The organism is Streptomyces sp. SAS_272 (assembly GCF_052543235.1).
The window spans coordinates 48,435-61,038 of the sequence record NZ_JBMNDR010000055.1 but is presented as its reverse complement, the minus strand read 5'-3'; the positions used below and the strand labels follow the sequence as shown (position 1 = coordinate 61,038).

9 protein-coding genes and 4 pseudogenes are annotated in these 12,604 nt (G+C 66.4%); 4 read left to right on the top strand and 9 right to left on the bottom strand.

The features are described from left to right. The first annotated feature begins 151 nt into the window (after positions 1–151). Positions 152–328 carry a hypothetical protein gene (locus ACN6LD_RS27540; protein ID WP_445044608.1) on the top strand — a complete coding sequence of 59 codons (177 nt, stop codon included), beginning with the start codon at positions 152–154 and terminating at the stop codon, positions 326–328. A 39-nt stretch (positions 329–367) separates the two neighbouring features. Here ACN6LD_RS27540 and ACN6LD_RS27535 read toward each other — a convergent pair. From ACN6LD_RS27535 to ACN6LD_RS27520, 4 genes and pseudogenes are all read right to left on the bottom strand, one after another. Continuing rightward, a pseudogene (locus tag ACN6LD_RS27535) lies at positions 368–1,030 on the bottom strand (ISAzo13-like element transposase-related protein); the annotation flags it as partial. Between the two features lie 124 nt (positions 1,031–1,154). Then, positions 1,155–2,585, bottom strand: a complete 1,431-nt coding sequence (gene ltrA, locus ACN6LD_RS27530) for a group II intron reverse transcriptase/maturase (protein ID WP_445044607.1) — start codon at positions 2,583–2,585, stop codon at positions 1,155–1,157. A gap of 556 nt (positions 2,586–3,141) precedes the next feature. Further along, positions 3,142–4,161, bottom strand: a pseudogene (locus ACN6LD_RS27525) (ISAzo13 family transposase); the annotation flags it as partial. Between the two features lie 59 nt (positions 4,162–4,220). Further along, positions 4,221–4,805 (bottom strand): hypothetical protein, encoded by a 585-nt coding sequence (locus ACN6LD_RS27520; protein ID WP_445044606.1) that lies wholly within the window; start codon positions 4,803–4,805, stop codon positions 4,221–4,223. A gap of 332 nt (positions 4,806–5,137) precedes the next feature. Between ACN6LD_RS27520 and ACN6LD_RS27515 the strand changes: the two are divergent. Further along, a pseudogene (locus tag ACN6LD_RS27515) lies at positions 5,138–5,395 on the top strand (transposase); the annotation flags it as partial. Between the two features lie 5 nt (positions 5,396–5,400). Further along, a complete protein-coding gene (locus ACN6LD_RS27510) occupies positions 5,401–5,784 on the top strand; it encodes a hypothetical protein (protein ID WP_445044610.1) in 384 nt (127 codons plus the stop codon). Between the two features lie 116 nt (positions 5,785–5,900). Here ACN6LD_RS27510 and ACN6LD_RS27505 read toward each other — a convergent pair whose 3' ends face one another. From ACN6LD_RS27505 to ACN6LD_RS27495, 3 genes and pseudogenes are all read right to left on the bottom strand, one after another. Next, entirely contained in the window at positions 5,901–6,353 is a 453-nt protein-coding gene (locus tag ACN6LD_RS27505; RefSeq protein ID WP_445044605.1) for a hypothetical protein, read from the bottom strand. Positions 6,354–6,606: 253 nt separating this feature from the next. Next, a pseudogene (locus ACN6LD_RS27500) lies at positions 6,607–6,879 on the bottom strand (IS701 family transposase); the annotation flags it as partial. Next, positions 6,840–7,214, bottom strand: coding sequence for a hypothetical protein (locus ACN6LD_RS27495; protein ID WP_445044609.1), 375 nt, complete (start codon positions 7,212–7,214; stop codon positions 6,840–6,842). The pseudogene ACN6LD_RS27500 and the gene ACN6LD_RS27495, both read right to left, overlap by 40 nt. 603 nt (positions 7,215–7,817) lie before the next feature. On the opposite strand from ACN6LD_RS27495, the gene ACN6LD_RS27490 reads away from it, so the two are divergent. Beyond that, positions 7,818–9,356, top strand: coding sequence for an alpha/beta hydrolase (locus ACN6LD_RS27490; protein WP_445044604.1), 1,539 nt, complete (start codon positions 7,818–7,820; stop codon positions 9,354–9,356). Between the two features lie 501 nt (positions 9,357–9,857). On the opposite strand, the gene ACN6LD_RS27485 is transcribed toward ACN6LD_RS27490, so the two are convergent. Then, positions 9,858–11,339, bottom strand: coding sequence for a hypothetical protein (locus ACN6LD_RS27485; RefSeq protein ID WP_445044603.1), 1,482 nt, complete (start codon positions 11,337–11,339; stop codon positions 9,858–9,860). Further along, positions 11,332–12,279, bottom strand: coding sequence for a hypothetical protein (locus ACN6LD_RS27480; RefSeq protein ID WP_445044602.1), 948 nt, complete (start codon positions 12,277–12,279; stop codon positions 11,332–11,334). The genes ACN6LD_RS27485 and ACN6LD_RS27480 overlap by 8 nt, the downstream gene beginning before the upstream one ends. Positions 12,280–12,604: the final 325 nt, after the last annotated feature.

Here is a 12,604-nt window from a genome sequence, read left to right as displayed (position 1 = left end):
CCCCGAAGCGACACTCGGGCCCTCAGCCTGCGCAGCCTCAACTCACAGCACGAAGACCGTCCACCGACTCCGTCGGCAGACCGTCACGAAACTTCGAGGCTAGGCAGGTCTGTATGTGCTCGCTATCCATGGGGTCTACTCCGGGGGGGGCATGTCGCTCGCGGATCTCCCGCCTGGCGCGTTCGCTCAACAGATCCGCGACTACATCAACTCGTGGAACGCGACGGCGAAACCGTTCACCTGGACCGCGACCGCCGACGAGGTTCTCGCGAAGGTCCGGCTCGTCGCGACCAACGTGAAAGAACTCGTCAATAACAACTCGAAATGACATGAGCAGGATCAGGAGACACTAAGGCCTTGCAGATCATCAACATGGCGTCTTGATCACGTTGTTGGGGTTGCCACTCAGGGCTTGAACTCGGGCCTGGAGGGTTGTGAGGGCGGAGGGTGGGGTGGCTGCCGGCGGGATGACGATGCTGTGTGCCTTGAGCAGTGTTCTGATCTTCAGCAGGGTGCGGTGCATGGCGGTTCGGCTGCTGTCGAACAGCACGGCGAGGGGTTCCGCGGCCAGGGCGATCCGCAGGTGAAGGACGGCTGCGAGGACCTGGTCGGGGAAGGTGAGTCGGGGCGGGCGGCCGCGCTTGACGTCGCCGTGGATGGCCAACGTGTCGGTGAGGTCGCTCAGTTGCTGCCGGGACATGCCGGTCAGGGCGGGGTCGGACAGGAGGGCGTGGTTCCACTCCGGGACCGGCTTCTGTGGAGCCCGGGGTGCTGGGATGGCTGGGCAGGGCTGGGGGTGCAGGGCGTAGTTCCAGTCGCCGTGGAAGGCGTGGCGGGTCAGTGGCAGGGACGCCATCTCCACGTCGCCGATCTGGACTCCGGTGGGGTAGACGTTGGTGTCCAGCTCGGCCATGACACGCAGTCCGGTGCGGGTGGTGGTCGCGGCGATGGACTGGACGATGACTTCGTGGCTGGTCAGCGGGCGGCCGCGCCAGTTCATGGTGATGTGGGAGAAGAGCCGGTGGTGAAGTAGGCCCGAAGCGCGGTCTCGTCTTTCGAGCGAGCCGTTTCTTCGGGCCTCTTCCCGCACCCGGCGTGCCACTCTCACGGCACCGGGCGCTCCACAAGTCCCGTCCGGCTGTCAGTGATCGCCTTCATCCGGCGGTCGGCCAGGGAGAAGGGATGACCGTTCCCCGGTATCGGTAGCGCGTCGTGCGTACCTTGCCGGGATCGAACAGTGTCCGTTCCTCCCCTGCTGGCCACCAACCTCCACCGCAGTAGAGGCGGCGGAGATCCTTCCTGTTGATCCGGAGGTGCTTGCGGCGCAGCCACTTCATGACCTGGCTCCACGTGTACGAGCTCAGGTACTGGAAGGTCGCGCTGGACACCCCGGGGCGGAAGTACATGCACCAGCCGAACAGCATCCGGTTGATCTGGATGAGCAGTTCGTCCAGTGACAGGCCGGTGGCCGTTCTGCGGCGGATCGCCTTGACCTTGCCCATCGCGGCCGTCAGGGCCTTGCGCGAGGGGTAGGTGTAGACGTAGCTGCGGCTGGATCCGCGTTGGCGGTGGCGCTGGATGTGCCACCCGAGGAAGTCCAGCCCCTCGTCGATGTGGGTGATCAGGGTCTTCTCCACGGACAGGCGCAAGCCCATCGTGGACAACACCTCCGCGATCTCCTCGCGCAGAGCTTCGGCGTCGTCCCTGGTGCCTTTGACCATCAGGCACCAGTCATCCGCGTACCGGGTAAGCCGGTAGTTGGGGAGACCTTGACGACGCCGCTTGGTCCGCGCCCAGGGCGTAGACCTCGGACCTCCCGGAGACTGGGCGATGTACTCGTCCAGGACCGACAGAGCCACGTTGCTCATCAATGGCGAGAGAATCGAACCCTGTGGGGTACCGGCGGTGGTCTCCCGAAGTACACGGTCCTCACCGAGGATGCCTGACTTCAAGAACGCCTTCACCAGGGCCAGGACACGTTTGTCCCCGACGCGCTTCCGCACCCGGTCCATCAGGGCAGAGTGTGAAATCTCGTCGAAGCAGGCCTTGATGTCGCCCTCCACGATCCACTCATACGACTTGGACGTGAAGAAACGCACCTCGGCCACCGCGTCATGGGCCCGGCGGTTCGGACGGAACCCGTAGGAACACGGGAGGAAATCCGTCTCGAAGATCGGCTCCAGCACCAACTTCAAGGACGCCTGAACCACCCGGTCCGCGATCGTGGCGATCCCCAGCCGGCGCAATTTCCCGCCCGCTTTGGGGATCATCCGCTCCCGCACCGGCAGTGGACGGAAACTACGGTTCTTGATGCTGTCCCGCAGTTCGCCGAGGAACTCCTCGACGCCCGTCCGCTCCACGATGGACGCCGCGGTGCGGCCATCCACCCCGGCGGTCTTCGCACCCTTGTTACCCCGCACCCGATCCCACGCGACCAGCAAAAACGCAGGATCGGCACAGAGGTTGAACAGGTCATCGAACCTGCGGTGAGGATCATCACGGGCCCAACGGTGCAGCTTGGTCTGGATCTCCAGTACCCGTCGCTCCGCCACATACGTAACGGCCTCAAGTTCGTCGGTATTCACCGGCGAGAACCTCCTGGTTTTCCAGCACTTCGGCCGCTGACTTGCTGGCCCCCTTCGCCATGTACGCACCTCTCGTGCGCTCGGACTACTACGGGGCCTCCGCCACACACCGGAGCCGTCAGCCGACGACGGGCCTGCCCACCGGCTGACTGGATGCCAGCTGGGAAGGGCGGTTCCAGCATGCTTCCCACGTTCACCACTCTCCGGTCGACGAGCGAGCCGTCCAGCTCTACCCCGACAGCATCGCCACGCCTACGCCGCAGGCATTCAGCGTGGCCTCCTCACCAGCATCGAAAGACCGGCTTCGAAGTCGTCGCCCGACAAGCGGACGGCGTGCGCTGCACCCGGCCCAGATCCTCCAGATTGGAGCCGGTGGAACACTTACGGGACGTCAGGCACTGGTTCCTCTCGTACGGCGTCTCGTCTTGCTTGCCGGACCCGCGCCGTCTGGAAGTACCGACGCGCTCCGTCGTTGTCAGGGCTGCTCCTACCTCCCCGTGCGTCTCCACGGATCGGCTGCCCTCAGCTTCACCGGCCTGCTGCGACAGTCCGGCGGCAGGGGTCTCGCACCCCTGCCCGGTAACAGTGGCGCCTCGTGGCGCACCTCGATCTTGTTCCACTTCGATGTGCCCGGCGGCAGGTGGCACACGGTGATCGTCAGTCCTGTTTCGGCCGCGAGCCGGGCGAGTTCGAGCTTCCAGGCCCGGGTGCGGTAGCCGTTCGAACCGCCCGCGTCGGCGGCGATGAGCAGTCGCGTCGCCTGCGGGTAGGCGACCCGGCCCTGGCCGCACCACCAGCGCCGGATCGATTCCACCGCGAATGCGGCGGTGTCGTGATCGGTGCCCACGTTGACCCAGCCGGTGTTCGCCGCGAGGTCGTAGATCCCGTACGGAACGGCCTTGCCCAGCTGGGGGTCGGCGAAGTCATGGACGTTCACCGGCGCCGGATCAGCCGCAGGCCGCCACTGGCGGCCGTTGTTCTTGAACTCGCCGACGAGCTCCTTCTTCTTGGTGTCCACGCTGATCACTGGCTGGCCGGCGTCCCGGTGGTCACGGGCCTGCTCGTTGAGATAGCGGAACTGGGCATCCCGGTCGGGATGTTGGTTTCCCTCGATGGTCTTGGCGTTGGCCTGCAGACTGAAGCCTTCCTCTCGCAGCAGGTCCGCGACGGTGTCCGCACTAACTTTGTGTCCGGTCCGGGCTAGCTCCCGCGCCAGAGTGCGGGTCGACTTCACCGTCCACCGCAGCGGCGACATCGGATCGCCTCGCTCGTCCGGCTCGACAAGAGCCAGGAGAGCTGGCCGCAGCCCCGGATCGAGATCTGCGACCCTCTTGCGGCCTCCGCCCGGCCGCCGCACCCGCCCCAGAGGGGCCTCACCGGCCTCCAACTCGGACACGCCCTTGCGGACCGTGGTCTCACTCACCGAGGCCGCCCGCGCGACGGCCCGAACACCACCATGTCCCAGAACACGGGCCTCTGCGGCCATCAGCAGCCGTCGTTGCCGCTCGTCCAGGTGCGGGAACAGCACCCCGAACTTCATGGTGAGTTGGGTACAGATCTCGTCCGGGATGCGCATACCACATCAACGAGCCATGGGACGGGAAGCAACACCTTGATGATCTGCAAGCCCTTAGGTCAAAGCCTGCCGTTACTGATCTCGGTGCGCAGTGTGTTGGCGTAGGTCTGCCACATGGTGTTGACCACTCCCGTGCTGATGCTCGTCGCAGCGCCGAGAGTCCACGGACCCCACCCTTCCACCCTCATCCTAAGTTCGAACGTGGGGGTCCGGTAGAAGGTGAATCGGATGTTGCGGTCGGCTCCCTCGGCGTGACCGGGAAGCGACAGAAACCCGAACGACGTGGTGGTGCGACTGACGACGGCTATGGGATTCCACAATGGGCCGACGGAGAGGTTGCAGCGCACAGGAGGCGTCTGTGCGGGAGGAAGCTGCGAATAGGATCCGCAGTTCGCCGGGACGGGGAAGGTGGACAGGAAAGTGCGAGCAGCACCGCTCATCACGCTCTCGCCGGTGTAAAAGAAAGAAGAGCCAAGTGAGTAGTCGTACTCGTAGGAGAGCGGTGAGGAAACATAGTTCGACACAGCGGTCGTGGCCGTCGACGCCCGCGGTACGTCCGGCGCGGTCGATGCATGGGCCGGCAGGGAGGTAGCCACCACAGCGACAAGAGACAGGGCTGCGGCGTGGAGGAATCTCTTACGCACCTTTTCATCCTTCTGTGTGGGGAATTCTGGAACAGTACGCCGGTCCCCGCAATACCGGAAATGACATTTAATGCACTTCCGGCCGACGGGCTGGTTCTTGACGTACCAGCAATCTGCTGACTCGCACGCACGCTAACACCTTCGCTGTCGCTCCCCTAGGTCCGTCGGCATAGCGAAGCAATTTTGAGTAGGCGCTACTCAGCTGAACGAGCAATGCTCAGGACTTGTGGATCGGTCTTCGGGACGGGACGCGAAGGGCGTACCTTCCCGAGTGATCTACAAGTCACCGAGTAGAGGCCCGCGTTCGCAGCGCGGGTCGGGAAGGCACGCCCGTGCTCAGCGTAGTGAACGCCGACGGCTCGACCGAGTCCGGCTCCCTGATCGACGAGATCGTCCGCGAGGGCGCCCGGCGGATGCTCGCCGCCGCGCTGGAGGCCGAGGTCAACCAGTACATAGCCGAGCTGGCCGCCGAGACCGACGGGGCCGGACGGCGCCTGGTGGTCCGCAACGGCCACCACCGGCCTCGCACCGTGACCACCGCCGCGGGTCCCGTCGAGGTCACGGCCCCGCGCGTGAACGACAAGCGGGTGGGGCCTTGGGTCAAGGCCCCCTGGACGGCTACCCCCGCGACCCCAACCTGCGTTCCTTCCGCCAGCCCGCGCTCGCGCTCACCCAAGCCATCAGCCCAGAAACCGACCCGGGCTACGTACCCCGCCTCACCAAGGTCCTCAAGCTCAGCACCGCGACGAGCTACCGGCTCACCATCCCCGGCGCCGCCCACCTCACCTTCATGGACGCCCCCCTGTACCTGCCGCCGGTGCCCTCGATAGTCGGGTCCCTGGGCCGCACCGAGAGCCCAAGCATTGTCGCCGCAGCCACTCTCACCTTCCTGGACACCACACTGCGGCACAGGCCCGACAACCTTTCCGCCGTCCTGTCGGGCTACGGCGACCTCAGCGTCTATCACCCAGATCTTTGATGTGCTGGATGACCTGCTTACTTTTTCGTCATCCGGCGAGGTTGCTGAACCGTTCCGGGTGCAAACATCGCCAGCGGCCGACGCGCGCACACCCAACCCGAAACTCAACGGCGGCCTCACCTGCTCGGAGCCCACCGGAACCAGTAGGCGGCCCCCTCGGCCCGGTAGCGAGCGTCGGCGTCGAACCGCAACTCGCCTATAAACCGCCGCGCGTCGTCCGGCGCCTCACGGTGCGGCGCGAGCAGCAAGGCCAGTTCGTCGTAGCGGGCGTTGACTCCACCCTGACCGGGATGTGTGCCCAATGCGTCGGTCCCTGCTTCGTTCCGCGCGTACCACCTGGCGAAGATCGCCCATTGCTCCAGCTCCAGTGCGAGAACGGCCACATCCGCAGGCCACACTAGGTACTCGTCACCCGCATCGGAGGGGGCAAAGTCGTGATTGAGAAAGTAGTGCGGGACCCCGCCGACGTCGGCGATCCCCTCCCGGGGACCGTCATACCACGCCAACTCGACATGCACACGCTCGAATCCATCCGCTACCAGCTGCTGTTCATCCCAGATCTCAGCCACGCAGGCAGGCTACTGAAAGTGGCCTCCGCATACATGATCACGATCTGCGGCTGAAGTACTGCTACTTCGGTCGCAGATCGCTATCACTGCTGGTCAGAGCCGTTTTTCTTAGGGCACTTGGCTGACTTCACGTCAGGTTGTGGAAGTCCGTGACCTCGGATGCGGCGGCGGTAGTGGCAGCCTCTGGCGGTGGCCTGGTGGTGCCTGCGCCAGCGCGACCAGTTCAGCGCACGTCCTGTGCGCCCCAGATGTGTCACGGGGGACAGGCCGGCTGCCAGGAGTCGCCGCATTTCTGCCACGGTGAGTGGCGCGAGAGTGCCGGAACCGTTTCTGCCGCCCCCTTTTCGGCTGCCGTCGAGGCCATGGAGGCGAGGAAGGCGTGGGCGAGCATGGCCAGTCTGATGTGGCGGTACCAGCCCGCATAACGGCGGACCTCGTACTGGTCGAGGCCGCGCTTGTTCTTCGTGGCCTGGAAGGCTTCCTCGATCACCCAGCGGCTCCCGGCAACGCGCACGGGTTCGGCGACGGCGGCGTCGCACGACTGAAGTCCTGGCGCATCTTCCGCAGATCCCGGTGCAGCCCGAATCGAATGACGTCAATCGCCGCAGCCGTCCCACTGGCCAGAAGGTGGATGTCATCTACCAAGAGTGGGGTATAGGCGGCGTTTTCTCCTCGCAGGCTTCGCGCGATGAAGGAGAACGATGTGAGCGGGTCGGTGAGGTCCACTCCTGGGGGCAGCACGGGCGCGATCGCCCCGAGCGGCGTGTCTGAAGCCAGCACACTCGCCGTGGCCCGTGCGGTGCACACGCCTCGATGTACGGCCAGCGCCAGGTACTCGTCGGGCAGGCGTGTTGTGCCCACGCCAGTCGGTCCGCAAATGATCCACCCGCCGCCGCGCCGACCGCTGTCGAACTCACGAGCGTATGCGGCTGATCCAACGGCCTCTCCGCCCCACGGAGCCATGTTCGGGCTCATACCCCGGTATGAGTCCGGCGGTTGCCGCAGGGTGCAGGCCGTACCTCAGTACGGGACCGGGTTGGCTCCGGAGCGGGATCCGCCGCAACACCCTCCCGGCCTACCTTTTCGGTGTTCCCACGGCCACCGACTACGGAGGGCTCCGACAATTACTGTGTTCCCTTGTCTCCTCCCCGCCGCAGCCTGCGGGCCAGGGCCGACCGGAGAAGTCGTTGCTCGTGCCACCGGCCCACTGAAGGTCTACGGCAGCGTGGATGACCGGGTAGCGGTCCTGGACCAGGGGATCGGTATCTGCCGATCCGGACGGCGCGGTCGTCAGCTCCATCCACCGGGACGCGCTCGCGCTCGGGTGGCAACCCCTCCCCGTCCGCCCACGGACCCGGGTTCGGGCTGTTCTGCCGCCACACCGCAATCGCGCTAGGACTCACCGCGCGGCAACTGCGCCACCGGGATGACCCGGTTACCTCGCACCCTCGTTAGGAGAATCCGATGAACCAACCACGGCGGCTCACGCTGCTTGTCGCGGTGCTGGCCACAACCGCGGGGCTCGCCGCGGTACCCGCCGTGCATGCTGACACAACGCACGACGCCAAACTCGCCCCATACCACCATCAACACATCGACTGGAAATCATGCCAGCGTAGCGCGGACGATACCGACGGCCACGCGCTGAATGAAGCCGGTGTGCAGTGCGCCGACATCCGCGTTCCGCTGGACTACAACCGGCCTGGCAGGCGTACCATCACGGTCGCAATCGCCCGCAGCAAGGCCACCGACACGGCCCATTACGCCGGTCCGCTGATCTTCAACCTGGGCGGCCCGGCCAACCCGGCGCTCGACTCCGTGCCGCTTGCAAGGCAGGGGCTGGGCGCCACCGGCGCCAAGTTCGACATCATCGGTATGGACATCCGCTTTTCCGGACGCAGCACGCCGATCGACTGCGATTGGCCCGCCAACTGGCTGCCACGCTCCGCCGGCACCGACCGGGACAGCTTCAACCGCATGGTGACGCAGTCGAGCGACCTGGCCAGCCGGTGCGCCCGGACCAACGCTGACGTGCTGCCATATGCCTCCACGGCCAACGCCGCCCGTGACATGGACGTCATCCGTGCCGCGCTTGGCGCGCCGAAGCTGTCATTCCTTGGCTACTCGCAGGGCAGTTACCTGGGCGCGCAGTACATGCAGCGGTTCCCCAAGCGAGCTGGGCGGATGGTGCTCGACAGCGCCGTCGACCCGGATCGCCCCGGTGTCACGTCCTTCCCGGACCGAACGGTGTTCGCACGGCGCGGGGCAGCGCTACGCGAGTGGGCCGAACTGGCTGCGGCGCACGATGACCGGTTTCATCTGGGCACGACGACCGGGCAGGTGCTGAGCACGGTGAACCGGGTCTACCGAGCCGCCGCGCGCACGCGGCTACGGGTGGGCCAGTATCTGGTGGACGACACCATTATCCCGGGAGTCATTGCTAACCTCTTGGTCGACGACACTGAGGAGAGCGCCGTCGAGCTGGCGGCTACCGTCCGGGTGCTCGTGGAGGCGGCCGACACCGGTAGCGCCGAGCCGACAGAGGCCCTCGCGAGCACGCTAGCGGGCCAACTGACCGGCCGGGACTCCGCGCAGCGCAGCGCCGCGACAGCCGTGCAGTGCGCCGACGCGCCGGTGTCGCGCGACGTCGAGGCGTACTGGCGCGACATCGAGGCCGGGCGTGCCGCAGCTCCCCTGTTCGGCCCGCTGGGCAGCAACATCACGCCGTGCGCGTTCTGGCCCAACCCGCCGGGCGAAGGCCCGATCTGGATCCGCAACGGCGTGCCGGCCCTCGTTGTCCAGGCCGCCGGTGACGTCAACGCAATCCTGGAGATGGGCCAGGCCATGCACCGGGCCCTCAACGGTTCCCGCATGATCACCTTGGATGGCGTCCGCGACCATGGCGTCTACCTGTTCCGGGGCTCCGGGTGTGTTGACGCGGCTGTGAACGCCTACCTCGACACGGGCGATCTGCCTGCGGCCGATCAGACCTGCCCCGAATAGCTTGAAGTGCCCTCGTTACCGTCCTCGTGGAGGTTCCCCCGAGGTGCGGGAGAGGTGACAGCAGGTCAGATGGTTCTCAGCTTGACTCTGTCGGGGATCTTGGTTGCGCCGGGAGGCGCTGTGGTTCGAGTGAAGGTGAAAGACCATCACCTCCGGCCTGTCGCAGCAGGTCGGTGTAGCTGAGGACAGCCTGATCCGGGTGGTGCCGGGGAAGGTACGAGCGGCCGTGACAAAGCCGGGACGTACCACAGTCACGGCTTCGGCTCCGGGCAGGTTCTCATCACGCGCAGGATGCGGTGGCTTGAGTGGCGATGAGTATCGGCTACTCAAGCCGCAGCCGTTGCCGACCTGCCAGGCTTCCTAGGGTTCACTGATCATCTCTCCTGACAGGTCTCTCCGGATGAGACACAGGGGCACCGGATGGTGCTCGAACTCGGAGGTGTTCGCCGTAAGAAGCCGGCGGGTCAGGCGGCGAACCGCCGGTTGATCTTCTCGGCGGTACTACGCCGGCTTCCGCCCCGCACCCATCACCTGCAGGTCCCGTGATCGCTCCAGAAAGATGCGTCTGCTGGTGGCGTTCTGGGCGAGGGCGAAGCTGAGGGCGAAGACCTTTTGGCGTTCGAGGCCGTAGGAGATCATGCGGTCGTTCCACAGGCTTTGGTCGAACTGGTTGTGTACGGACTCGGAGTCGCTGCGGTACGGGTAGAGCTGCTGGTGGGTGAGGGTGGACTCCGGGATCTGCTGAAGGTGTTCGGCGCGGTGGAAGCCGCGTTCGCTGTCGCTCTTGAATCTGCGGCCGGTGGCCGAATCCTTGGCCATGCGGTCGTCGGGGGTCGTGGTGATCCCGACCTGCACGCGATACGTGTGGGCGCCGTGGCGGCATGGGATCTGCAGCAGGTGATACCAGCGCGACTTGGTACGGCCCTGTCGGTGTTCGAGGCGGCTGATGGGAACCGGAATCAGGGTGCTCGTGCCGTCGTCGAGGAGGACGCGCTCGGCGATGCGGCCCTGGTTGCACCACAGGTCGTGGCGGCAGCGCCCCAAGCGCAGGAGTTCGTAGGCACGTGGCTTGACCGAGCCGTGCTGCCGGTTGATGACCAGCAGACCGAGGCGGGCGAGGACGTCGCGGTGGACGCCGCGGAACGCTCCGTCGTAGATGACGCCCATGCAGCCGGGAAGCAGGCGGCTGAGCTGGGTGAAGGAACGCACGGCGACGGCGGCCTCGTCCTCGTAGTCGCCGCCGGCGACGTGGCGGACGGCCAGGATGACACGCTGCCAGTAGCCGTCGTCACGAGCCGAGGCGAAGAACCACTTCGTGCCCCGTGCGAGACGCTTCTCCTTCTCGCCGTTCTCGTAGTAGAGGCGGGCCGCGGGGTCTACTCGGTGCCTGCGCATCTCCCCGGTGGTGGTGTCGACCGTAAAAGGGTGTTCCGCTTTGGAGGGCGCTTTGGGGACAGTGGCGTCGCCGACGAGGAGCTGACTACGCGCGGGCCTCACCCAGTTGCGCGTGGCGTCCTCCGGGAACAGGCCCTGGCTCAGGGCCTGTTGCACAGCATGCCGCTCGAAGAGGTCCTGGAGCAGCTCGATGCTGGGGGCCAGGAGCTTCAGCTCGGCGTACTGGAACTGGAAGCGGCTCGGCGCGGTGAGCGGCAGCAAGGCGGCTGCAGTGCGTCCGGCATTCCGTCGTACGGAGGCGCGGACGGCACGCCACTGTTTGCTGTCGAGGGTGCCGACGGCGGAGCGTTTGGAGCCCGTGACGGTCATCAGGGTGGCGAGCAGGAGGTAGACGACGGCTGGGTACTGGCGGGGACAGCCTCGGCTGGCCGGAGCGGGCAGGTGTTCGGCCATCTCGTAGATGAGGGGCTCGTCGAGGCAGTCCGCGATCCGCTGTGGCTGGGTGCGCTGTTCCTTGTCGCTCAGCTGGCGTTTTCTGCTGGGCCGCAGTTCTTGGGGAAGAGGATCACCGAAGATATCGTCAGGCACCGAGTGCCTCCCGGTCTCTCTCATCGCCGGGTGTGCGCCAGGTGTGGCCGATGACGGCTGCGGCGCGGTCGAGGGAGCGCAGGCCGAGACGACGCGCGGCATCCTCGATGTGCCCGGTGCGTTCGAACTCCGTGACCGCGGCCCAGGCGGTGACCGAGGACGGTTTGATGTCCTCCTCGTCGCCCAGGCCGATGCGTTTGAGCAGGTCGCCCAGGGCGACACACGCGCGGGCCTGCAGGTAGGCGTCGGATCCGTGACGATCTGACACGGCCAGGCGGGCATTCGGCGCGGACTCTTTGCGGAGCTGCCGTGCGCTGACGAACTTGGCTCGGGTGGTCAGGACGTTGAGACCCCAGTCGTCCAGGGGACACCAGCGAGCATCCACCTTGGTGGAGCCGTGCATCCACACACGGCGACGGCTGGCGTCGAGGTCTCGTACGCGGATGTGCCCGATCTCCCCGCTGTGGCCGCCGGCCAGCGCGAGGGCGGCGGCTGCTCCGTGGCGGCTGGGGCGGGTGACGAATGAGGCGTGGTGGCGAAGGTCGATGACCTCGTCCTCGGCCAGTGGCCGGACGCCGCCGATCGCGCGGGTGGCCAGGACGATGTCGCGGGCGGGGTCGGCGTTGCTCAGACCGAGTTCGCGCAGGGTGCGGTAGGCGGTACGGACGACCGATCGTCGCAGCCGCATCGTGGCCGCGGCGGAGTCTGTGACACGGCCGTGGCGGCTGCGGCCTCGGGCGGTGACGAAGTCCTCCGCCAGATCGGTGGTGACGTCGCCGAGGACGACGGCGCCGCGCAGCTGCATGTAGCGCTCGAAGCGTTTGAGTAGCAGACCGAATTTGTCGAGGGTCTGCTCGGTGAACTCGCCGCAGGCGGCCATGGTCTGCCAGGCGTCCTGGACACGGTCGAACGCGTACGTGAGAGAGGGATCGCTTCCCACAGTGAGGGCCCTTCGCCGGGGTGGTACCAGCACAACCGGCTCTGATCCCTGGACGACAGGACGCGCAATGGGAGGGGTCAAAACCGTTGGAACTGGGGTGTTCCATACATGCGACACCTTGGGCATGGATGATCTCCGCGGCAACAGGAAGGGGGTGAAGGGGTGAAAGACGCCGCGCGGGCAGGTGCGCTCACGGCACGTCGGCATTGCGGCGTACCGTGAGCGAGGGCGGCATGAGGTGGTGCACTGCGGGCTTGGACGGGCAGGCGCGCATGCCGGGGTGCGGGCCGTCAGTGCAGGCCGCAGCACCCCTCATCCGGTGAGC

Bases quoted from the DNA above. Each gene is read 5' to 3' on its own strand.
- ACN6LD_RS27540 (WP_445044608.1), top strand. From the start codon at position 152: ATGTCGCTCGCGGATCTCCCGCCTGGCGCGTTCGCTCAACAGATCCGC.
- ACN6LD_RS27490 (WP_445044604.1), top strand. From the start codon at position 7,818: ATGAACCAACCACGGCGGCTCACGCTGCTTGTCGCGGTGCTGGCCACA.